Raw genomic sequence first — 23,002 nt, forward strand, 5'->3', positions numbered from 1 at the left:
CGACGTTCCGCCGTCCACCCCACCTGTCCTCCAATGAACACGCACTGGCACTTCGGTCCGTATTCGTTGAAGAGCGGGGTGGGGTGGGCACGTCGGGAGGGGCGTGTATAGATTGTTCAACGCCCGTTCCAACCCCGAGAGGCGTCTGTCCCATGAAGAGCACGGCGATGACAGTCCAGGCAGAAGACCTGCCAACCGCCCAGGAGCCCGCGGCGGGCGGGAGCAAGAAGCGCGTGCTCGTGGTGGACGACTTCGATGACGCCCGGGAGATGTACGCGGAGTACCTGGAGTTCGTCGGCTTCGAGGTGGACACCGCCCGCAACGGCGTGGAGGCGGTGGAGAAGGCCAGCGAGGGCGAGCCCGACATCATCCTGATGGACCTGTCCCTCCCCGTCATGGACGGCTGGGAGGCGACGCGGCGCATCAAACAGGACTCCCGCACCCGGGACATCCCCGTCATGGCGCTCACCGGCCATGTGCTCGCGGGGAACGCGGAGCACGCCCGGGACGCCGGCGCGGACGAGTTCGTCGCCAAGCCCTGCCTGCCGCAGGATTTGGAGAACAAGATCCGAAACATGCTCAAGCCGAGCAAGGGGAAGGTCCGGGGCGGCTAGCGCCCAAGGACAGCGCCACTGCTCGGTAGCGGACACTCCAGCGGCCCTGGCGTCCTGGAGTCTCCTCCCGCGTGGCCCGTTCAGTTGACCCCTGGCGGACGGATGCATAGGCACCGGGTGTGGGCTCTCCGGCCGCCTCGCCGCCTCCTGATGCGTGGACTCCTCCCCAGGAGTTCGACGAGTACCGCCTCGTGCGGGCCATCGGGCGTGGCCGCACGGGGCGGGTCTTCCTGGCCCATGACACGCTGCTCGAGCGTCCCGTCGCCGTGAAGTTCATCCCCGCCCTGGGACCCAACGCCCTGGCGCGGTTCCTCGTGGAGGCCCGGGCGGCCGCGCGCATCCAGCACCCCAATGTCGTCACCCTCTACCGGGTGGGGCAATTGGAGGAGCAGCCCTACCTCGTCTCCGAGTTCATCCGGGGGATGAGCCTGGACCGGCTGCCCAAGCCCCAGCCCTGGGAGCGCGTGCTGGCCATGGGGCGGGATTTGGCACGAGGCCTGAGCGCCGCGCACCGGCGCGGGGTGCTGCACCGGGACATCAAGCCCGGCAACGCCGTGCTCACCGAGGCTGGCGAGGTGAAGCTGCTCGACTTTGGCCTCGCGAAGCTCCTGGACCGGGCCGCGGGGGTGGGGGATGTCGCGCCGCCCGCTTCCGGGACTCCGCCACCAGCGCCGCCTCCCGACCTGGACCCGGAGGCCAGCCCCAACCTGGGCGCGCGCTCGCTGGACGGCGTCTTCCTTCCCTCGCTGCCGCGCGGCTCGCTGGTGGGGACGCCGTATTACATGTCTCCGGAGGCCTGGGCGGGCGAGGCGCTGACGGCGCGCAGTGACGTGTACTCCCTGGGCGTCGTCCTGTACGAGCTGTGCGCGGGCAAGGGCCCCTTCCGGGACGTGCCGTGGCGCGAACTCTCGGAGCGGGTGCGCCACCGGGATGCGCGCCCCCTGGCCCAGGTGGTGCCCGGCGTGGAGGCCGACCTCGCCGCCGTCATTGACAAATGTCTGCGTCGTGAGCCCTCCGAGCGCTACGCCACCGCCTCGCAGCTGCTCGACGCCCTGGACGCACTCACGCGCGACGACACCGTCCAGGCGGTGCCGGAGGGCAATCCCTATCGCGGCCTCCAGGCCTTCGAGGCGGAGCACCGCGCCGTCTTCTTCGGCCGCCGCCGCGAGCAGCGCGCGGTGCTGGAGCGGATGCGCTCGGAGTCCTTCCTGCTCATCACCGGCGACTCGGGCGTGGGGAAGTCCTCCCTGTGCCTCGCCGGGCTGCTCCCCGCTGTCACCGAAGGGGGCCTGGAGGACGGGCGTCGCTGGCGCAGCGTGCGGCTGGTGCCGGGCCGCAGGCCCCTGGCGGCCCTGGCCACCGCGCTCGCGCCCGTGCTGGACACGGAAGAGGAGCCCCTGGCCGAGGCCCTGCGCGCCGAGCCCACGTCCCTGGTGCGCCGGCTCCGCGTGAAGCTGGGCGCCCAGGAGGGGCTGCTCGTCTACGTGGATCAGCTCGAGGAGCTGGTGACGCTGGCGCCGCGGGCCGAGGCGGAAGCCGCGGGACAGGCCCTGGGGGCGCTCGCGGAGGGCGCCAGCGGCGTGCGCCTGCTCGCCACGGGGCGCAGCGACTTCCTCACCCGGCTGTCCGCCGTGCCAGGGCTGGGCGCGGAGGTGCCGCGCGCGCTGTACCTGCTGCGCGCCCTGTCGCCCGAGGAGACGCGGGAGGCGGTGACGGGCCCCGCCCGCGTGAAGGGCGTGCGCTTCGAGTCCGACGCGCTGGTGGATGCGCTCGTCACCTCCACGCTGTCCGCGGCGGAGGGCGGGCTGCCGGTGCTCCAGTTCGCGCTGGCCGAGCTGTGGGAGGCGCGCGACGCGGCGGCCGGGGTCATGACGCAGGCGGTGCTCGACTCGCTGGGCGGCGTGGAGGGCGCGCTCGCGCGGCACGCGGATGCCGCGGTGGCCCGGCTGCTGCCGGACCAGCGAGTGGCGGCCCGGGGCGTGCTCCTGCGGCTCGTCACCGCGGACGGCACCCGCGCGCGCAAGACGGACCGCGAGCTGGTGGGCGACGACGCGCGCTACCGCGCCGCCCTGGAAGCGCTGGTGCACGCGCGGCTGCTCGTGGCGCGCGAGGCCCAGGAGGGCACGTCCTACGAGCTGGCCCACGAGGCGCTGCTCTCCGGCTGGGGCACGCTGGCGCGCTGGCTGGCCGAGGCCTCCGAGCGCCGCGAAATCCAAGCCCGGCTGGAGGCCGCCGCCGCGCACTGGGAGAAGCTGGGCTCCCCGAGCGAAGCCCTGTGGGGCCCGCGTCAGCTGGAGGAGACGCAGGTGCTCGACACGGGCGAACTCACCCGCCGCGAGCGCGACTTCCTGAAGGCCTCGCGCCGCACCATGGTGCGCAGCCGGCGGACGCGGCATGCGCTGGTGGTGGGCTTCGTCGTGTCCCTGGGGCTCGTCTACGGCGGGCTCAAGCTGAGGGAGCGTTGGAGCCTGGACCAGCAGGTGCGCGACGAGCTCAGTCAGGCGGCCCAGGGCCTGAGCGCCGTGCGTCAGGACTGGGGCACGCTGAGCGCCGAACGCGCCGAGGCCTTCCGTCTCTACGACACCGGCCAACGCGCCGACGCGGACCGGCACTGGAGCCGGGCCGGTGCGCAGGCGGGACAGCTTCGAGGCCGCTTCGATGAAGTGGCCGGACGGCTGGAGCGTGCGCTGGCGCTGGCGCCGGGCCGCGCCGATGTGCGCGAGGCCCTCGCGGACTTCCTCTACGAGCGAGCCCTGTGGGCCGAGCAAGACGAAGATGCCGCGGCGCTGCCCGCGCTGCTCCAGCGGCTGCGGCTCTACGACACGGCGGGCACGCGCTGGCGGCGCTGGAACGCCGCGGCCCGCCTCACGCTGGAGACCTCCGTTCCGGGCGCGGAGGTGGAGCTGCGCCCGCTGACGCGCGATGCGCGGGGCGCGTATCTGCTGGGCGCGCCCCTGCAAGCGGACCCGGGACGCTGGCTGGACGCAGCGGTGGCGCCGGGCACGTACCAGGTTTCCGCGCGCGCGCTCGGCTACGAGCCGGTGGTGCAGTGGGTGCTGCTGCGGCGAGGCGAGTCGCGGCGGCTCGGCGTGCCGCTGCCGCGCCTGGGCAGCGTGCCGGAGGGCTTCGTCTTCGTGCCGCCGGGCGAGGTGAAGTTCGGCAGCGCGGCCGAGGCCAGCGTGCGCGAGTTCTTCAACGCCGTCCCCCTGCACCCCGTGGACGTCCCCGCGTTCCTGATGGCCCGGCACGAGGTGACGTACGCGGAGTGGCTGGCCTACGTGGAGTCGCTGCCGTCCGCGCAACGCGCACAGCGGCTGCCGCGCGTGGGCACGGGCGGCTACGCGGGGCTGCTCGCGCTGGGGCAGGTGGACGGCGTCTGGCGGCTGCGCTTCCAGCCGGGGAGCGAGCCCTACGTGGCGCGGGCCGGGGCGCCGCTGCGCTACGCCCGCCGCACGTCGCGCGCGGCGCAGGACTGGCTGCGCTTCCCCGTCAGCGGCATCACCTTCGCGGACGCGGAGGCCTATGCCGCGTGGCTGTCGGAGAGCGGCCGGGTCCCCGGCGCCCGGCTCTGCTCGGAGCTGGAGTGGGAGCGCGCGGCGCGCGGCGTGGACGGGCGTGAGTACCCGCACGGCGACACCCTGGCCCCGGACGACGCCAACATCGACACCACTTACGGCAAGCAGCCTGGAGGCTTCGGCCCCGACGAGGTGGGCAGTCACCCCGCATCGCGCAGTCCCTTTGGCGTGGACGACATGTCCGGCAACGTGTGGGAGTGGACCCGCTCCTGGCTGGAGCCGGGGAAGGCCGTGGCGCGTGGGGGCAGCTTCGCCTTCGCGGCGACCTCGGCGCGCGTCTCCAACCGCGAGCTGCCGGAGCCGTCCCTGCGCGACGTGACGGTGGGCATGCGGGTGTGCGCGGACGTGGCATCCACCGCGCACCCATAAGCCCGCCTGCCTGCCCTACATCCGCTCCGCGCGCTACCGGACGGAGGAACCCTGTGTCCGCCCTGACGTCTTGGGCGGGTGATGCGCAGTGGACGAAGCAAGTGCCTGCGGGGGCTCGCGCAAGTTGCTGGGCGAGGGGCCGCTGCGGACATTGCCGCCGTGGTCGGGCCGGGAGGGTGGTGGGCGATGGGCGACTGGAAGCAGACGGTGGTGGCGCTGGTCAGCGCAGTGGGCATGGCGGGGTGTGCGGGGAACGTGACGGAGTCGGAGTCGGAGCCGGTGGCGCTGCGCTCAGGCGTGGCGGAGCTGGTGGCACCGAATGGACGGAACCTGAATGGCCGCAACCTGAATGGCCGCAACCTCAACACCCCCGAGCTGGGACAGCTGCTCGTGTCGGTGGACCTGGCGGGCGCCCGCATCGAAGAGGAGGTGCTGGGCGCGGTGCGGCTGGAGGGCAGCGTCTTCCACGGCGTCGCCTCCAGCGGCCCGGTGTCCGGCGAGGCCTTCCTGGGCGCGCGCTTCACCGGCAACCTGGGCAGCGGTGACACCGTGGAGCTGCGCGTCGACGGCATCGAGCCTGGAGCGGACGCGGACGCGGACGTCTGGGCGTACCAGGTCTCCTACTACGACGCGGCCGATGCGCTCTGGAAGCCCGCGTGCGCGGCGGCGGACGGCTCCGCGCTGGGCGCCATCCCCGTGGCGGGCCGGTGGGACTATCGCGAGGGCGTTCCGGGCGGCGGCGCGAAGGTGGATGACGCCGCGAGCTTCACCTTCGCCTGCGAGGGGGCGGCCATCGCCAAGTGCGTGCGCTTCGGCTACCGGCCCTGGGGCACCACGGCGGACGGCCTGAGCCTGGCGGACCACCACCAGGCGTGCACGCGCATGGTGCGCGCCGACTTCTGCGGCGACGGCACGTCGCACACCACGGATGGCCAATGGGTGAACCTCCATGACGGCGTGAACGTGCAGACGGATACGGAGGCGTGGCTGCACGAGGCCGAGTGGGACGCCAATGGTGCGCGCTGCTTCACGCAGACGACGCGCGCGGCGCAGGCCGTGAGCTGCCCGGGGCAGACGCCGCGCACCCACTGCGGCAAGTGGGCCCACTTCCAGGCCGGCACGCTCATCATGAGCGAGGTGCCTCCCGCGTCGTAGGCACTGTCCGCCCTGGCGCGCCTGGGAAGGCTCGCCAGCCCGTCAGCCCGGCCTGCTTGCTGGCGGTGGACGTTGTGGTCAACGGCTACCGGGGGCAGGGGGCCGACACCATGGTTAGGCGGCTCGCCGTTGGGGGGCGGAGATGGGAGACGCGCTGTGAGACGGGCTCGAATACGACAGGTCTTCGGCGGAACCTCGGCGGGGATGCTGATGGGGCTCTGCGCCCTGTCGGGTTGCCGCAAGGGCGAGGAAGCCGCGCCCGCGCCTCAGCAAGAGGAACTGGAGGTGACGCTGGGCCAGGAGAACGTGGCCCGCGCCGAGGTGCGGCAGTTGCGCTCCGGCCCTGGCATCTCCGGCAACCTGCAGGCGCGCACGGCGGCGGCGGTGCGCGCGGAGGTGGGCGGCACCATCCTCGACATCAAGGCCCAGCAGGGCCAGGTGGTGAAGGAGGGCGAGGAGCTGGCGCGCATCGAGGACGTCACGCTGAAGGACCAGCTCATCGCGGCGTCGGCGGCGGTCCGCACGGCCCGAAGCGCGCTCCGGGTGGCCGAGGCCGAGCAGGAGCGCGCCGCGAGGCTGTCCAAGGCGGGCGTCATCACCCAGCGGGACTTCGAGCGGGCGGAGCTCTCCGTGGAGCAGGCCAAGGGACAGCTCGCGGAGGCGCGCTCCCGGCATGCCCTGGCGCGGGAACAGCTCAACCGCGCGCGAGTCACCGCGCCCTTCGCGGGGGTGGTGAGCGAGCGGCAGGCCAGCGCGGGTGACGTCGTCCAGCCTGGCGCGCCGCTCTTCACGGTGGTGGACCCGCGCACGTTGCGCCTGGAGGCCTCCGTGCCCGCCGCGCTGCTCGAACAGGTGCGGGTGGACACGCCGGTGGAGTTCCACGTCACGGGCTACGGGGACCGCGCCTTCCGCGGCACGGTGGAGCGCATCAACCCGGTGGTGGACCCGGCCACCGGCCAGGTCCGCCTCTACGTGGCCATTCCCAACACGGACCTCCAACTGCTGGCGGGCCTCTTCGCGGAGGGGCGCGTCGCCTCGAAGGGCACGCAGGCGGTCGCGATTCCCATCGACGCCATCGACGACACGGGGACCGAGCTCGCCGTGCTGCGCATCCAGGAGGGACGCGTGCAGCGGGTGAAGGTCACCCTGGGCCTGCGCGACGAGGTGGCGCGGCAGGTCGAGGTTCGCTCGGGACTGGAGGACGGCGACGTGGTGCTGCTGGGCGCCGCGCGGAGCGAGGTGACGGAGGGCGCGCGCGTGAAGGTGTCACCCCCGCGGCCGGACTCGAAGCCCATGGGGGAGTCGGGGCCCGGCGTTGGCGGCTCGGAGGCACCGCCGCCCCCGTCTGGAGCGCGGCAGCCCACGCCGTGAGGCCGCGCCATCCCACCCTTGCTCCAAGCCTGGAGTCACGTCCGTGTTCATTTCCGACTTCGCCATCAAGCGTCCCATCATCACCATCACCTCGATGCTGGCGCTGGTGGTCTTCGGGCTCGTGTCGCTGGGACTGCTGGAGACCGACGAGTTCCCCGACGTCCAGCCCCCGGTGGTGAGCGTCACCATCGTCTATCCAGGCGCCTCACCGGAGACGGTGGAGCGGGAAATCCTCGAGCCCATCGAGGACGCCATCTTCGCCATCAGCGGCGTGGACCCGAAGGAGACGACGTCCATCGCCACCGACGGCCTGGCGTCCTTCACGGTGTTCTTCGACTTCGAGAAGGACATCCAGGAGGCGACGCAGGACATCCGGGACGCCATCTCCAGCAAGCGCGCGGACCTGCCGCAGGAGATGGAGGAGCCCATCCTCACGCGCTTCGACCCGGCGGACCAGCCCATCGTCTCCCTGACGCTCACGTCGGAAGGGCTGGACGTCGCGGCGCTGTCGCTGGTGGCGGACCCGACGGTGGTGGGCGAGCTGCGCTCGGTGCCCGGCGTCGCCCAGGCGGAAGTCGTGGGTGACGTGGCGCGGGAGATGACGGTGCAGCTCAAGCCGGAGGCGCTCCAGGCCGCGGGCCTGTCGGTGGCCGAGGTGGTGGCGGCGCTCCAGGCGCAGAATCTGGCGGCGCCAGTGGGCCGCATCAACGCGCCGCTGAGCGAGGAGTCCATCCGCCTCAAGGGCCGGCTGGAGAAGGTGGAGGACTTCCGGAGCATGGTGGTGGCCTCGCGCAACGGGCAGGCCATCCGCCTGGAGCAGGTGGCGGACGTCTTCGTCGGCGCCGAGGAGCCGCGCACGCTGGCGCTCTTCAACGGCGCCCAGGCGGTGGGCATCGAAGTGCTCAAGACCCGGGGCTACAGCACCACCGAGGTCGCGGACGCCGTGCGTGAGCGGGTGCATGCGCTCCAGTCGCGGCTCCCCGCGGGCGTGAAGCTCGAAATCGTGCGCGACGCCGGCGTCCGCGTGGAGAACGCCGTGGACAACGTGCAGTCCGCGCTGGTGGAAGGCGCGCTGCTCACGGTGCTGGTCGTCTTCGTCTTCCTCAACTCGTGGCGCTCCACCGTCATCACCGGCCTGGCGCTGCCGGTGAGCGTGCTGGCGTCCTTCATCAGCGTGTGGGCCTTCGGCTTCACGCTCAACACCATGTCGCTCTTGGGCCTGACGCTGGCCATCGGCATCCTCATCGACGACGCCATCGTCGTGCGAGAGAACATCGTCCGCCACGTGGAGATGGGGAAGGACCACTACACGGCGTCGCGCGAGGGCACCTCGGAGATTGGCCTCGCGGTGTCGGCGACCACCTTCTCCATCGTCGCCGTCTTCGTGCCGGTGGCCTTCATGTACGGCGTGGCCGGCCAGTGGTTCAAGCCCTTCGCCCTCACCATCGCCTGCGCGGTCCTGGTGTCGCTGTTCGTGTCCTTCTCGCTGGACCCGATGCTGAGCGCGTACTGGCCGGAGCCGCCGAAGAAGAACCCGGGCCTCATCACCCGGACGCTGAGCCGCTTCAACGCCTGGTTCGACCGGCAGGCGGAGCGCTACAAACACGTCATCGCCTGGGCGCTGGACCACCGGCTGGTGATGGTGTTGGTGGCGGTGGGCTCGCTGGTGGGGGCGCTGGTGCTCCAGGGCACCGTGGGCGGCGCGGGCTTCGTGCCGGTGAGCGACCGCGCGGAGGTGGAGCTGCTGGTGGAGACGCCCCCGGGCTCCAGCCTGGAGTACACGCGGCGCAAGGTGGACGAGGTGGCGCGCGCGCTGCGCGCCCATCCGGAAGTGGACTACACCTACGCCACCATCGGCGTGCCCGTGGCGCTCAGCGCGCCCGGCGTGGACCAGGCCCTGGTGTACGTGCGGCTGACGCCCAAGGCGGAGCGCGACGTGAGCCAGGACGCCTTGGGCGTCCAGTTCCGCGAGGAGATGAAGCGCATCGGCGGCGCCACCGTCTCCGTCTTCACCTCGGGCTTCGGCGGGGCCTTCAAGCAGCTCCAGTACGAACTGCGCGGCCCGGACCAGCGGGTGCTCACGCAGCTGGCGCAGCAGGTCCAGAAGGAAGTGGAGCAGGTGTCCGGCGCGGTGGACGTGGGCCTGTCCACGCGCGGACAGAAGCCGGAACTGGAGGTGGAGCTGAACCGCGGGCTCGCCGGACAGCTCGGCGTGACGGTGGGGCAGGTGGCCCAGGTGCTGCGGCCGGCCTTCGCGGGCCTGGACGTGGGTGACTGGGTGGACCCCATTGGCGAGACGCGAGACGTCATGGTGCGGCTGGCGCCAACGGCGCGTGACAACCCCAACGACTTGTCGCAGCTGCCCATCTCCGTGGGCGCGGCGGCGGGCGGACCGCCCCGGTTGGTGCCGCTGGGGCAGGTGGCGGACATCCGCCAGACGCTGGGCCCGGCGCAGGTGACGCACCTGAATCGTGAGCGCGTCATCAACGTGCAGGCGAACGTGCAGGGGCGCTCGTTGTCGGAGGTGGGCGCGGACATCCAGAAGCGGCTGGACGGCGTGAAGCTGCCGCCGGGCTACACGCTGACGACGGGCGGCGAGTCCGCGGACCAGGCCGAGGTGTTCATGCGCGTGTTCATCGCGCTCGGCATGGCGCTGATGCTGATGTACCTCATCCTGGTCATCCAGTTCGGCTCCTTCCTGGACCCGCTGGCCATCCTCCTCTCACTGCCGCTGTCGCTCATCGGCGTGGTGCTGGCGCTGCTGCTCACGGGCGACACGCTCAACCTCATGAGCCTCATCGGCATCATGCTGCTGATGGGAATCGTGGCGAAGAACGCCATCCTCCTCATCGACTTCGCCAAGTGGTCACACGAGAAGGGCATGCCCCTGCGCGAGGCGCTCATCGAGGCGGGCCGCATCCGGCTGCGCCCCATCATCATGACGACCTTCGCGCTGGTGGCGGGCATGGTGCCGGTGGCCATCGGCGCGGGCGAGGGCGGCGACTTCCGCGCGCCGCTGGGCCGCGCGGTGATTGGCGGCACGTTGACGTCCACGCTGCTGACGCTGCTGGTGATTCCCACGGTGTACGAAATCCTGGTGGACGGCCGGACGTGGGCCACCCGCGTGCTGCGCAAGCTCTTCCGGATGAAGCCTCCCGAACAGCGGCCCCACGTCCCAGGCGGCGGCCGAGGAGCGCCTCGACCCGCCCCTCAGGCCCGACACGACTGAGGGCTCGGCGACGAACGGGCGAACTCGGGACGACAGGACGGTTGGCGCAGCGCGCCAGGGGCCGTAGGGTCAGCCCCTTCCGCCATGTCTCGCGCCTTGCTGCCTGAAAATCACCACCGACTCGTCACCGAAGCCCTGGCCGCGCTCGACGTCCGCAACTGGGTGCTCAGCATCCACGACCCGAGCTTCCCCAGCCTTCCCGCGGAGGACACGGGCTGGGGCTCGCCGTACTCGGAAGGGGCGGCGCGCTTCCTCGCGTTCTCCCGGGAGCTGGGCTTCAACGGCATCCAGCTGGGGCCTCAGGGGCAGGTGACGGAGTTCAACGCCTCGCCGTATGACGGCACGCTCTTCTCGCGAAACCTCCTCAACGTGGCGCTCGCGCCGCTGGAGGCCGCCGAGCCCTGGGGCGCGCTGCTGCCACCGGGCCGCGTGGCGGAGCTCGCCGCCAGCCGTCCCCAGGCGCTGCCCCCCGGCGAGCGCTTCCGTCACGCCTTCCGCGCGCAGACCACGCTGCTGAACGAGGCGTGGCGCACCTTCCAGCAGAAGCGCGCGGCGCCGGACGCCGCTCCGCCCATCCGGGCGCTGGCCGCGCGCTTCGACACCTTCCGTCAGCAGCACCGGGCCTGGCTGGTGCGGGACGCCCTCTTCGACGTGCTGTGCGAGGAGAAGCGCGAGCCGGACTGGCGGCGCTGGGCGGACTCGCTGGACGGGCGGCTGTGGAACCCCTGCCCGGAGGAGGAAGCGGCGGCCGTCGCGCGCCTGACGCAGTTGGAGCTGCGCTACGCGGACACGCTGGAGCGCTACGCCTTCTGTCAGTTCCTGGTCCACGCGCAGCACCACGGCCTGCGCGAGCGCGTGGCCGCGTGGCGGCTGAAGCTGTACGGCGACCTCCAGATTGGCCTGTCGCCGCGCGACGCGTGGGCCTGGCAGGGCCTCTTCCTGCGCACCTACCTCATGGGCGCGCCGCCCAGCCGGACGAACCCGGACGGCCAGCCGTGGAACTATCCGGTGATGGACCCGGAGCAGTACTTCGAGCCGGACGACGCCGGCGCGAACGCCGGGAGCCGCAACGGGCCCGTGCTGCGCTTCATGAACGCGCGCATGGACAAGATGCTCGGCGAGTACGACGGGCTGCGGCTGGACCACCCGCACGGGCTGGTGTGCCCGTGGGTGTACCGCGCGGACCTGCCGGACGCGCTGTGGTCCGTGCAACATGGCGCGCGGCTCTTCTCGTCACCGGACCTGCCGGACCACCCGGCGCTGGCCCGCTTCGCGCTCGTGCACCCGGCGCAGGTGGACCGCGCCGTGTCGCGCTACGCGGACCGCTGGGTGAAGGACCTCTCACCCGAACAGGTGCGCCGCTACAGCGTCCTCTTCGACACGGTGGTGGAGGCGTCGCGCCGCAACGGGCGGCAGCTGGGGGACCTGCTCGCGGAGGTGCTCAGCACGCTGCCGTACCCGCTGGAGCGCGTGCTGGCGCAGTACGGCCTGGGCCGCTTCCGCGTGACGCAGAAGGCGGACCTGCACGACCCGGCGGACGTGTACCGCAGTGAGAACGTGGGCCCGGAGGACTGGGTGATGGTGGGCAACCACGACACGAAGTCCCTGTGGCGCCTGGTGGCGGACTGGCAATGGAAGGGCACGCTGCGCGCGCAGGCGGAGTACCTGGCCGCGCGCTTGTGCCCGGAGCCCTCGGAGCGCGAGGCCTTCGCGCGCGAGCTGTCCACGAGCCCGGGACGGCTGGCGCAGGCGAAGGTGGCGGACCTGTTCGCCAGCCGCGCGCGCAACGTGATGATGTTCTTCACCGACCTGCTCGGGATGCCGGAGACGTACAACGCGCCCGGCACCGTGGACGAGCGCAACTGGTCCCTGCGCGTGCCCCAGGACTGGGCGCGGGAGTACCGCGAGCGGCTGAAGGCAGACGCCGCGGTGAACCTGCCCGCCGCGCTCGCCATGGCGCTGCGGGCCCAGGGGGCTTTGGCCCGCGCGCGGCACCAGCGCTTGCTGGAGGGACTGGACGCGCTGGCCCGCGAGCTGCGGGCCGGGTGACGCCTGGGCCCTCAGTGCTTGACGTCCACCACGAGGCGGGTGGGCTCGCTCAGCTCCATGACGCGGAAGTCGTTGGGCGCCTTGTTGCCCAGCACCCACGTCACCTCGGCCTCGAAGTCACACGTGCGCACCAGCTCCAGCAGGGTGGGCAGCTTGGGCTTCAGCTCCAGCGCGGTCACGGTGGCGCGGCCCTGGTCGTCATGGCCGCGCGCGGGTGAAAGCGTGACTTGGAGAAAGCCCTCGCCGGCCAGGGGCGTCTCGTCGCCGGAGCCACACTGGATGATGGGCTTGTCCACGTACTGGAGCTGGTAGCCGGGGACCTGCGGCCCGTCGAACTCGAACACCACGCGGTCGAACTCCGCATGCGTGCCGGCGCGCACCGAGCGCAGCGTCACCGACTGGGCCGGGCGCCGCTTCAGTGACACCGGGGTGGTGGTCCACTCGCGGTTCTTCAGGTCCTCGGGCGGCGCGTCTCCCGTGGGCGCGTCCGAAGGCGGCGCGGTCTCACTGTCACCCATTGAGGCCGTGTGCACAGGCGGCCTGGCGGCGGCCTCGCCCTCGCGCGGGAGGGTGCCCGGGGGCGGCGAGGTGGGCGGCGCCTGGACTTCGGGCTGAGGCTGCGCGCCGGTAGGGGCCGCGGCGGGTTCCTCCTTCTTGGCGCACCCGGCGCCCGCCAGACACCCGGCCAACCACAGCGACGTCATCCTCCGTCCGGACCGCGTCATCATTCCCCTCCTGCCAGGGCCTGCGAGTTCGGGACTGCGGCCCATCGTCTCGCACGGGCGGCGGTCCGGGGGCCAGTGTCACGACGGGAAAGCGGGCAAAGCGAACACCCGGGGACGGCCCCGGAAGCGCTGGAAATTTCCACGGAGGGCCGGTTGCCCCGGAGGGCCTCCGTCACCACGAATGCATGACACAGGACGGTGGGGCCGCGACTATCGTCCGCGCCGCAAGTTGTCCGCGCGGCCCCCGAACGCGCACGAACCGGAGAGCACCCTCGCATGGCCCCCCTTGACCTGACCTCTCTTCCCCGTCCCTCCAGGGACGACGCCACCGTGGGAACGATGGCGCGTGGCATCGTCGGCAGCGAAATCCTCCGCATCGCGGCGGAGATTCGCGAGCGGGTCGCCAAGGGCCAGAAGGTGTGCAACCTCACCGTGGGCGACTTCAACCCGCGCGAGTTCCCCATCCCCGACGCGCTGCGGGCGCACATCACCGCCGCGCTCCAGGCGGGTGAGACGAACTACCCGCCGTCGGATGGCGTGCTGGAGCTCCGCCAGGCCGTGCAGCGCTTCTACGAGCGCTCCCTGGGCCTGAAGTACCCGCTGGAGGGCATCGTCATCGCGGGAGGCGCGCGGCCCATCATCTACAGCACGTACCGCAGCGTGCTGGACGCGGGGGAGACGGTCGTCTACCCGGTGCCCTCGTGGAACAACAACCACTACGCGCACATGATGGACGCGAAGAGCGCGGTGGTGGTGACGGACGCCGCGCGTGGCTTCATGCCCACCGTGGAGCAGCTGGCGCCGCACCTGGGCGCCGCGCGCCTCTTGTGCCTGTGCAGCCCGCTCAACCCCACCGGCACCATGATTGAGCCGGACACGCTGGGCGCCATCTGCGAGCGCGTCGTCGCGGAGAACCGCGAGCGCGAGAAGCAGGGCCGCAAGCCGCTCATCCTCATGTACGACCAGATTTACTGGGTGCTGAGCTTCGGCGCGGCCAGGCACGTCACGCCGGTGTCGCTGGTGCCGGAGGTGGCGCCGTACACGGTGTTCGTGGATGGCATCTCCAAGGCCTTCGCCGCCACGGGCGTGCGCGTGGGCTGGGGCGTGGGGCCGCCAACGATTATCGCTCGCATGCGGGACGTGCTCGGCCACGTGGGCGCCTGGGCTCCCAAGGCGGAGCAGGTCGCGGTGGCGCGCTACCTGGATGACACGGCGGCGACGGAGACCTTCCTGGAGGGGATGCGCAAGTCCGTGGAGGCGCGGCTGGAGGCCTTGCACCAGGGGCTCACGCGCATGCGCGAGGCGGGGCTGCCGGTCCAGCACATCGCGCCGCAGGGCGCCATCTACCTGTCGGTGCGCTTCGACCTGGTGGGCAAGGGGGGGCTGCGCTCCAACGATGACATCCGCAAGCTCCTGCTGGAGAAGGCAAACCTGGGCGTGGTGCCCTTCCAGGCCTTCGGCCTGGGCGCGGACACGGGGTGGTTCCGCCTGTCGGTGGGGGCCACGTCGGTGAAGGAAATCGAGGAGGCGCTGCCCCGGGTGGAGGCGGCGCTCCGCGAGGTCCTCTCCGCCGGCGCGTAATCCTTGCAACATCTTCCCGCCGCGCTCGTTCCATCATGGAGGTCCTGGGAATACGTTGCCCGGGGCCTCGTTGGGCCGCTCACGTGAATTCCTCCATGCTCAGGCGATTCGTGGATGTTCGGGACGAGGAGGTCGGCGCCGTCCGCTGGTCATTCCTGTATTTCTTCACGCTGATGTGTGGCTATGCCATCCTCCGGCCCATCCGCAACGAGATGGGCACGGCGGGCAGCGTGAAGGGCTTGGACTGGCTCTTCACCGCCACCTTCCTGGTGATGCTCGCGGCGGTGCCTGTCTTTTCCGCGCTGGTGTCACGCTGGCCCCGGCGGGTGGTGATTCCTCGCGTCTACCGCTTCTTCCTGCTCAGCCTGCTGGGCTTCTTCGTGGTGCTGAAGCTCGGGGTGGCGCGGGAGACGGTGGCGCGCGTCTTCTATGTCTGGTTGAGCGTCTACAACCTGTTCGTCGTCTCCATCTTCTGGAGCTTCATGGCGGACGTCTTCGCCAGCGGACAGAGCAAGCGGCTCTTCGGCTTCATCGCCGCGGGGGGCACCACGGGCATGCTGGTGGGGCCCTTCCTGGTGGGGCGGCTCGCCGAGCCGGTGGGCCCCGTGAATCTCATCCTCATCTCGGTGGTGCTGCTGGAGGTGAGCGCGCAGTGCGTGCGCCGGCTGAGCGGCTGGGCCCAGGACGTCCAGCATCAGCCCGCCGCGGCGCAGGGCCCGGTGGGCGGCGGCGTGCTCGCGGGGCTGCGGCTCATCGTGACGTCGCCGTTCCTGCTGGCGCTGGGGCTCCAGGTGCTGCTCTACGCGGCGACCTCCACGTTCCTCTACTTCCAGGAGGTGCGGCTCGTCGCCGCCATGGGCAACGACGCGGCCAGCCGCACCGCCCTCTTCGGTGACATCGACTTCTACGTGCAGCTGGCGACGCTGGGGTTGCAGACGCTCGTCACCGGGCGCGTCATCTCCTGGCTGGGGCTGGGGGCGGGGCTCGCCGTGGCGCCGGTGGTGACGGGCCTGGGCTTCCTGGGGCTGGCCGCCATGCCGGTGCTGACCGTGCTCATCCTGTTCAAGGCGGTGCGCGGCGCCAGCCACTACGCGCTGGAGCGGCCCTCACGCGAGGTCCTCTTCACCACCGTGGACCGCGAGGCGCGCTACAAGTCGAAGAGCTTCATCGACACGGTGGTGTACCGCGGCAGTGACACGGTGAGCGCCTGGCTCCAGGGCGGCCTCACGAAGCTGGGCCTGGGCACGACGGGCCTGTCGCTGGCGGCGGTGCCCCTGGCTGGGCTGTGGCTGGGCGTGTCGCTGTACCTCGCGCGTCATCAGCGGCGGCAGGCGGAGCCGGTGCCGTCCGCGGTGCCCGAGGCGCCGGTGCCCGAAGAGGCCGCGGTCCGGTAGCGACCATCCACACGCAGTCAGTCCACACACGCAGGAGGAATCCCGCATGACGCTGTCTCGCAGGAGTGTGATTCAGGGAGCGGCCGCGGCCGGCTCGCTCTGGGCCATGGGGTGCGCCACCACGGGCACGTCCGGCACCGCCGCGTCTTCCACCCAGGGGCAGGGGGAGCAGTCCTCCGCGCCCGCCGCGCCGCTGCGCATCCTCATCCTGGGCGGCACCGCGTTCCTGGGGCCGGCGCTGGTGGAGTTCGCGCGCTCGCGCGGCCACACCGTCACGCTCTTCAACCGGGGGAAGACGAATCCGAACCTCTTCCCGGACGTGGAGAAGCTCGCGGGTGACCGCGACCCGAACAAGGGCGAAGGCCTGAAGGCGCTGGAGGGCCGCAAGTGGGACGCGGTGGTGGACACCTCCGGCTATGTGCCGCGCGTCGTGCGCGCCTCCGCGGAGCTGCTGGCCCCTCACGTCCAGCACTACACCTTCGTGTCCTCCATCTCCGTCTACAAGGACCTGTCGCGGCAGGGGCTCGACGAGACGGCCGCCGTCGCCACGCTGGAGGACCCGGCGACCGAGGAGGTGGACAAGCACTACGGCGCGCTGAAGGCGCTGTGCGAGCAGGCCGCCGAGGCCACCCTGCCGGGGCGCGTCCTCAACGTGCGGCCGGGCCTCATCGTCGGGCCGGATGACCCGTCCGACCGCTTCACCTACTGGCCCCTGCGCGTGGCCCGCGGCGGTGAGGTGCTGGCGCCCGGCGACGGGCAGGACCCCCTTCAGTTCATTGACGCCCAGGACTTGGCGGCGTTCATCATCCGCTCCGTGGAGCGCCGCCTCACCGGCATCTTCAACGCCACCGGCCCCAGCCAGGACCTGCTGATGCGGGACTTCCTGGAGGCCAACAAGACGGCCCTGGGCAGCGACGCGCGCTTCACGTGGGTGGACACCGACTTCCTGAAAAAGCACAAGGTGGAGGCGTGGTCGGACATGCCCGCCTGGATGCCGCGCAACGGTGAAGAGGGCGGCATCGGCAAGGTGAGCATCGCCAAGGCGCTGGCGGCGGGCCTCACGTTCCGCCCGGCCACGGAGACGATTCGCGACACGCTGGCCTGGTTCAAGGCGCTGCCGCCCGAGCGTCAGGCGAAGCCGCGCTCCGGCCTGTCCGCCGAGCGCGAGAAGGAAGTGCTGGCCGCGTGGCACCAGGAGCGCGGCACCGCCACCGCGGGCTGAGCGGGCCTCCGAGCGCGGGGATGGGCGGCCGGAGGGGCGGGTGAAGCGTCCCCTGGCACCGCCCGTACCCCGCAAAGCAACGAGGGATGCCCCGATGGACTCGGAGCATCCCCCGGATTTCGACCCATCTATCGGGTTCGCCCTCCCCCTCTGGCGAGCGTGACCCCGGGTCCCCCATCCACAGACTTTGCCGCCCCCGCGGCGCCGTCTTCCTACCCGCCCTTGGTGTGTGTCCGGAGGGCCTTGGACCCCTCCAGCGAAGCTGCGTGTGAAGCCTTCCCCCTACACCGCTTACGGCCCCTTCAGGTGTGCGTGCCCGGTGCCCCCCAGCACCGTCACCCGGGGGAGCCGAGGCCCCCCCTTCACCTGTCCTGCCGCGTCCCAGGGCACCGCGGGCCTTGAGAGGGCCCGCAGCCGTGCCTGCGTCTGGGCGCGTCCGAACGTCTGCGGGCGCATGGACGCCACCCGCGTTACGTCCCTCGACTGGATTTGGATGGCTGCCGTCACGGCTGAATTCGCCAGGACCGCCAGCTGTGCCCGCTTCGCCCCCGCGAAGGTGGCCAGCTCCGGAATGACGATGCCCTCCAAAGCCCCCCCAGTTGCCTCGAGCCACTCCCCCCGGGAAAAGCGCCCCGGCCGTTGAGCCGTGGCCCTGCTCCCCTTGTCGCCGTGCGACACTGCACCGAGCCTCGTGTTTCCCCCAGATGCCCCCCGGCCCGGTCCATACGCGACGTGCGACATGCTTCTTCCCCCCGTTCGGTCCGCCGAAGTGACTGGCGACAAGGGCATACTGGCTCAGACCCAGGACGGAGTTTTCCGCCTCCGCGCCAATTGCTTGCGTGAGCGCGCCAGCGTGTCTGGCGTGTTTTACAGGGTGTCGGAGGGGCGCATTTTCCGCGTCTTCTCAGAGACCTGGAAGGTGGCGGGTGGGACGTGGGGCGAGCAGGCGCCACGGGTAGGGCGAGGCAGGATTCGGAGATGTCAGCCTGACGCGATAGGGGAGTGGCTCACGCTGCGGCTCCAGGCTCCCTCCCTGGTGGGTGGTGTGGTGGGCGGGAGGGGACAGGGCACATGAGGTGGGAAGAGATGGGCGAGACGCCCCGGGAGGACAGGCGCGGAGGTAGGGACGGCGGTGGTGTGAGGGCGTCCCCCGGTCGCTCCTCCCTGGTGGCCGTGCTGGCGGAGAAGCCCTCCGTGGCGCGCGACATCGCGCGGGTGCTGGGGGCGAACGAGCGCGGAGAGGGCTGGCTGCGCGGCAATGGCTACGTGGTGACGTGGGCGATTGGGCACCTGGTGGGGCTGGCGCAGCCCCATGAGATTCGCGCGGACTGGAAGAAGTGGAGCCGCGCGCTGCTGCCCATGCTCCCGGCGGACTGGCCGCTGGTCGTCTCCAAGGAGACGCGCAGCCAGTTCGAGGTGGTGAAGCAGGTGCTCAACGCGCCGGAGGTGTCCTCGGTGGTGTGCGCCACGGACGCGGGGCGCGAGGGCGAGCTCATCTTCCGGTACATCTACGACGCGGCGAAGTGCCGCAAGCCGGTCCAGCGGCTGTGGGTGTCGTCGCTGACGGAGCGGGCCATCCAGGACGGCTTCCGCCGGCTCGCGGACGGCCGTGAATACGAAGCGCTGGCCGCCGCGGCCATGGGGCGCAGCCGGGCGGACTGGCTGGTGGGGATGAACCTGTCGCGCCTGTACACGCTGGCGCACGGGGGGCATGGAGAGATGCTGAGCGTGGGCCGGGTGCAGACGCCCACGCTGGCCATGGTGGTGGAGCGGGAGCTGGCCATCCGCGACTTCGTGCCGCGTGACTACCTGGAGGTCGTGGCCACCTTCGCGCCCAGGGCGAAGGGCGTTGCGCCGGACGCGCTGTACCAGGGCACGTGGTTCCGCTCGGGGCCGGATGGCAAGCCCGTGGCGCCCCCGGGCTTCGAGGGCGTGCGCGAGGCGCGGCGGCTGGAGGCGAACGGGGTGGAGGCGCAGGCCGTCATCGACCGCGTGCGCTCCGGCCGGGCCGTCATCGAATCGCTGGAGTCGGAGGAGAAGAAGATGGCGCCTCCGCTCCTCTACGATTTGACGGAGCTGCAGCGGCACGCCAACCGGCTCCATGGCTTCAGCGCGCAGCGCACGCTGGAGGTGGCGCAGGCGCTCTACGAGAAGCACAAGCTGTTGAGCTATCCGCGCACCGCCAGCCGGCACCTGTCGCGCACCGTGGCCGACACGCTGCCGGAGGTGGTGAACGCCATCCGCGCGCCCTATGAGGAGGACCTGGCCGTCGGCACGGGGGCCCGGGCGCTGGGCAAGCGCTACGTGGATGACGCGAAGGTGACGGACCACCACGCCATCATCCCCACGCCCACGTCGCCAGGCGGGGTGCGGCTGTCTCCGGACGAGCAGCGCGTCTATGACCTGGTGTGCCGGCGGCTGCTCCAGGCGTGGCACGAGGACCATGTCTGGCGTGTCACCACGGTCATCACCGCGGTGACGTCGCCAGGGGCGCCGCCGGTGGTGGACCGCTTCCAGAGCACGGGCACCCAGGTGGAGCGGGTGGGCTGGAAGGTGCTGGACATTGGCGGCGGGCAGAAGGCGCCGCGGCTGAAGCCGGAGGGGCGCAAGGGCGAGGACGCGGAGCGGGAGCCGGACGACGAGCCCCAGACGCTGCCGCCGGGCCTGGCGCGCGCGCAGCCGCAGTCCGTGGAGGACGTGGAGGCGGTGAAGAAGCGCACGCGTCCGCCCCCGCGCTTCACGGATGCGACGCTGCTGACGGCCATGGAGTCGGCGGGGCGGGCGCTGGATGAGAAGGAGCTCGCGGACGCGATGCGCGAGACGGGCCTGGGGACTCCCGCCACCCGCGCGGCCATCATCGAGGTGCTGCTGGACCGCGAGTACCTGCGCCGCCGGGGCAAGGTGATGGAGGCCACGGAGAAGGGCATCCATCTCATCCAGGTGGTGCACCCGGATGTGAAGACGCCGGCCATGACGGGCCAGTGGGAAGCATGGCTCCAGCGCATCGAGCGCGGTGAGGGCCAGCTCGATGCGTTCATTCGCGGCATCGAGGCGTATGTCATCGAGGTGGTGGGCCATGGCGCCACCGCGCCGCAACGCAACGAGGTCATGGGGGCGCCACCTGGCGCGGGCTGGGGGCAGGGCGGCGCGGCGCAGGTGGCGAGCGAGGGAGGGGGCGCGGGAGGTTCGTCTGGCGTGGGAGCACGTGGCCCGGGCGGACGTGCTGGGTTCGGGGAGCCCTCCGCCAAGCGCCATGCGGATGCTGTGTCGGGAGGTGGCCGGCAGGGGGCGTTCGCGGAGGCTCCGGAGCCGCTCTTCGGGACGCGGCGGAGCAGGACCTCGGGCTCCGTGGGTCGCTCGGAGCCTCATGACGAGCCACCGTCCTCCGCCATGTCACCGGGCGGCGGACCGGCCTCACGCCTTCCGCGAGCGGACGGCGCGGGCTCGAACGCTGGGGCCTGGGGGGACGCTGGCGCCGCCCGTGCTCCAGTGAACCGTGCGAGGACCACGGCGTCTGCCGCGTCCACCGGGCAGCGGCCGGAGCGCATGCGGCGCGCGCCGACGGCGCCCGAGGCGCTGCGTCCGCTGCTGAAGGAGGCGTTCGGCTTCTCGGACTTCCGGCCGTACCAGGAGGCGGTGTGCCGCGCGGCCACCGCGGGAGAGGACCTGCTGCTCGTGATGCCCACGGGCGCGGGCAAGTCCCTCTGCTACCAGTTGCCCGGCCTGGCGCGCGCGGGCACCACGCTGGTGGTGAGTCCGCTCATCGCGCTGATGGAGGACCAGGTGGCGCGGCTCCAGTCGCTCGGCTTCGCGGCGGACCGCATCCACTCCGGGAGAGACAGGGCCATGTCGCGGCAGGTGTGCGCGGACTACCTGGAGGACCGGCTCGACTTCCTGTTCATCGCACCCGAGCGGCTCGGCGTCCCGGGCTTCGTGGAGTTCCTGGCGCGCCGCACGCCCGCGCTCATCGCGGTGGACGAGGCCCACTGCATCTCCCAGTGGGGCCACGACTTCCGCCCGGACTACCGGCTCCTGGGCGCCCGCCTGCCGCTGCTGCGTCCCGCGCCCGTGGTGGCCCTCACCGCCACCGCCACGCCGGACGTGCAGCGCGACATCGTCCAGCAGCTCGGCCTGCACGGCCCCGGAGGCAAGGCGCGCACCTTCATTCACGGCTTCCGCCGCACCAACATCGCCATCGAGGTGCGGGAGCTGAATCCCAGCGCGCGCGGCGACGCCATCCAGGCCCTGCTCCAGGACGAGGAGAACCGGCCCGCGATTGTCTACGCGGCCACGCGCAAGCACGCCGAGCAGTTCGCTGACCTGCTCGCGGGCGAGTTCGCCGCCGCCGCGTACCACGCGGGCCTCCAGCCCTCGGAGAGAGACAGGGTGCAGGCGGAGTTCCTCCGGGGTTCGCTGGAGGTCATCGTGGCCACCACGGCGTTCGGCATGGGCATCGACAAGGCGGACGTGCGCACCGTCATCCACGCGGCGCTCCCCGCCAGCCTGGAGGGCTACTATCAGGAGCTGGGCCGCGCGGGCCGTGACGGAAAGCCGTCGCGCGCGGTGCTGCTGCACTCGTACATCGACCGGCGCACGCACGAGTTCTTCCACCGGCGCGACTACCCGGAGGCGTACGTGCTGGAGCGGCTGTTCCAGTCCACGGCGCCGCAGCTCGAGCCCAAGGCCGTGCTCCAGGGCCGCGTGCGAGGCGACCCCGAGGTCTTCGACAAGGCGCTGGAGCAGCTCTGGATTCACGGCGGCGTCGTCATGACGCCCGACGAGACGGTGATGCGCGGGCGGCCGAACTGGTCCGCGGCGTACTCCGCGCAGCGTGAGCGCAAGCTGCTGCACCTGGAGCAGATGGGGCGCTACGCGGAGGCCCATGGCTGCCGCATGAAGCAGCTCGTGGGGCACTTCGGTGACACCCAGGATTCGGGCGAGCCGTGTGGCCTGTGCGACGTCTGCGCGCCGGAGGACTGCGCCACGCAGCGCTTCGCCGAGCCGACCTCCGCGGAGCGGCACGGGCTGGAGCGCATCCTGGAGTCGCTCCAGGAGCGGGACGGACAGGCCACCGGGCGGCTCCACCGTGAGCTGTTCGGAGAGGCCCTGCCACGGCGTGAATTCGAGCGACTGGTGGGCGGACTGGTGCGCGCTGGGTTGACGCGCCTGGCGGTGGACTCGTTCGACAAGGACGGGCAGGTCATCTCGTTCCAGCGCCTGGCCCTGACGGACGCGGGCCGGCGCACGCGCGCGGTGGACCCCCAGCAGGTGCTCCTGCCCATGCCCTTGGAGAAGGCCGCGAAGCGCAAGCGGCGCCAGGGCGCGGAGGCGGGCACCGCGAAGCGGTCCTCGGGCAAGAAGCGCACGGTCCGCGCCCATGGCGGTGCCGCGACGCGGCGCACGGCCGAGCCCTCCGCGAAGATGGTGGAGGCCTTGAAAGCCTGGCGGCTCGCGGAGGCTCGCAAGCGGCGCGTGCCCGCCTTCCGCATCCTCACCGACCGGGTGCTGGAGGCCATTGCGTCGGCCTGTCCGGAGAATGGCTCGGAGTTGATGGCCATCCACGGGGTGGGGCCCTCCCTCACGGAGCGCTACGGCGCGCAGATTCTTTCCCTGGTGGCGCGCAGGAGCTGAGCCCGGAAGCCCGCGCACGAGGCGGCGTCCTTCCCACGAAGGGAAGGGCGCTTCCCCCCTCGCGCCACGCGGATGCCAGGGCAAGTC

General features: G+C 71.9%; 12 protein-coding genes. 10 read left to right on the plus strand and 2 right to left on the minus strand.

The features are described 5' to 3' along the window. Positions 1–167 precede the first annotated feature (167 nt). The 6 genes from KGD87_RS29305 to KGD87_RS29330 all read left to right on the plus strand — a co-directional run bounded on the left by KGD87_RS29305 (position 168) and on the right by KGD87_RS29330 (position 12,362). A complete protein-coding gene (locus tag KGD87_RS29305; RefSeq protein WP_502887965.1) occupies positions 168–614 on the plus strand; it encodes a response regulator in 447 nt (148 codons plus the stop codon). 119 nt (positions 615–733) lie between these two features. Further along, entirely contained in the window at positions 734–4,558 is a 3,825-nt protein-coding gene (locus KGD87_RS29310; protein ID WP_284664253.1) for an nSTAND1 domain-containing NTPase, read from the plus strand. Positions 4,559–4,636: 78 nt separating this feature from the next. After that, positions 4,637–5,713, plus strand: coding sequence for an ADYC domain-containing protein (locus KGD87_RS29315; protein ID WP_350100259.1), 1,077 nt, complete (start codon positions 4,637–4,639; stop codon positions 5,711–5,713). A gap of 156 nt (positions 5,714–5,869) precedes the next feature. Beyond that, the gene (locus tag KGD87_RS29320; RefSeq protein WP_284664255.1) at positions 5,870–7,084 is read left to right on the plus strand and encodes an efflux RND transporter periplasmic adaptor subunit; all 1,215 of its coding nucleotides are present in this window, start codon (positions 5,870–5,872) and stop codon (positions 7,082–7,084) included. Between the two features lie 43 nt (positions 7,085–7,127). After that, complete coding sequence (locus tag KGD87_RS29325) at positions 7,128–10,313, plus strand: efflux RND transporter permease subunit (protein ID WP_284664256.1); 3,186 nt, start codon at positions 7,128–7,130, stop codon at positions 10,311–10,313. An 84-nt stretch (positions 10,314–10,397) separates the two neighbouring features. Continuing rightward, a complete protein-coding gene (locus tag KGD87_RS29330; RefSeq protein WP_284664257.1) occupies positions 10,398–12,362 on the plus strand; it encodes a 4-alpha-glucanotransferase in 1,965 nt (654 codons plus the stop codon). Positions 12,363–12,373: 11 nt separating this feature from the next. Here the strand turns inward: KGD87_RS29330 and KGD87_RS29335 are convergent, their stop codons facing one another. Further along, entirely contained in the window at positions 12,374–13,087 is a 714-nt protein-coding gene (locus KGD87_RS29335) for an AMIN-like domain-containing (lipo)protein (RefSeq protein ID WP_502888048.1), read from the minus strand. Between the two features lie 276 nt (positions 13,088–13,363). Here KGD87_RS29335 and KGD87_RS29340 point away from each other — a divergent pair, with 276 nt between their 5' ends. The 3 genes from KGD87_RS29340 (at position 13,364) to KGD87_RS29350 (ending at position 17,284) form a co-directional block, all read left to right on the plus strand. Next, positions 13,364–14,668 (plus strand): pyridoxal phosphate-dependent aminotransferase, encoded by a 1,305-nt coding sequence (locus tag KGD87_RS29340; RefSeq protein WP_284664259.1) that lies wholly within the window; start codon positions 13,364–13,366, stop codon positions 14,666–14,668. A 95-nt stretch (positions 14,669–14,763) separates the two neighbouring features. Next, positions 14,764–16,062 carry an NTP/NDP exchange transporter gene (locus tag KGD87_RS29345; protein WP_284664260.1) on the plus strand — a complete coding sequence of 433 codons (1,299 nt, stop codon included), beginning with the start codon at positions 14,764–14,766 and terminating at the stop codon, positions 16,060–16,062. A 46-nt stretch (positions 16,063–16,108) separates the two neighbouring features. Further along, positions 16,109–17,284, plus strand: coding sequence for an SDR family oxidoreductase (locus KGD87_RS29350; protein ID WP_284664261.1), 1,176 nt, complete (start codon positions 16,109–16,111; stop codon positions 17,282–17,284). 291 nt (positions 17,285–17,575) lie between these two features. On the opposite strand, the gene KGD87_RS29355 is transcribed toward KGD87_RS29350, so the two are convergent. Further along, positions 17,576–17,872 carry a hypothetical protein gene (locus KGD87_RS29355; protein WP_284664262.1) on the minus strand — a complete coding sequence of 99 codons (297 nt, stop codon included), beginning with the start codon at positions 17,870–17,872 and terminating at the stop codon, positions 17,576–17,578. A 498-nt stretch (positions 17,873–18,370) separates the two neighbouring features. Between KGD87_RS29355 and KGD87_RS29360 the strand changes: the two genes are divergently transcribed. Beyond that, positions 18,371–22,915 carry a DNA topoisomerase 3 gene (locus tag KGD87_RS29360; protein WP_284668706.1) on the plus strand — a complete coding sequence of 1,515 codons (4,545 nt, stop codon included), beginning with the start codon at positions 18,371–18,373 and terminating at the stop codon, positions 22,913–22,915. Positions 22,916–23,002: the final 87 nt, after the last annotated feature.

Origin of the sequence: Myxococcus sp. SDU36 (assembly GCF_030168875.1) — a bacterium.
Lineage (GTDB): Bacteria > Myxococcota > Myxococcia > Myxococcales > Myxococcaceae > Myxococcus > Myxococcus vastator.

Bases quoted from the DNA above. Each gene is read 5' to 3' on its own strand.
- KGD87_RS29335 (WP_502888048.1), bottom strand. From the start codon at position 13,087: ATGACGCGGTCCGGACGGAGGATGACGTCGCTGTGGTTGGCCGGGTGT.
- KGD87_RS29360 (WP_284668706.1), top strand. From the start codon at position 18,371: ATGGGCGAGACGCCCCGGGAGGACAGGCGCGGAGGTAGGGACGGCGGT.
- KGD87_RS29330 (WP_284664257.1), top strand. From the start codon at position 10,398: ATGTCTCGCGCCTTGCTGCCTGAAAATCACCACCGACTCGTCACCGAA.
- KGD87_RS29345 (WP_284664260.1), top strand. From the start codon at position 14,764: ATGCTCAGGCGATTCGTGGATGTTCGGGACGAGGAGGTCGGCGCCGTC.
- KGD87_RS29350 (WP_284664261.1), top strand. From the start codon at position 16,109: ATGACGCTGTCTCGCAGGAGTGTGATTCAGGGAGCGGCCGCGGCCGGC.
- KGD87_RS29340 (WP_284664259.1), top strand. From the start codon at position 13,364: ATGGCCCCCCTTGACCTGACCTCTCTTCCCCGTCCCTCCAGGGACGAC.
- KGD87_RS29305 (WP_502887965.1), top strand. From the start codon at position 168: ATGACAGTCCAGGCAGAAGACCTGCCAACCGCCCAGGAGCCCGCGGCG.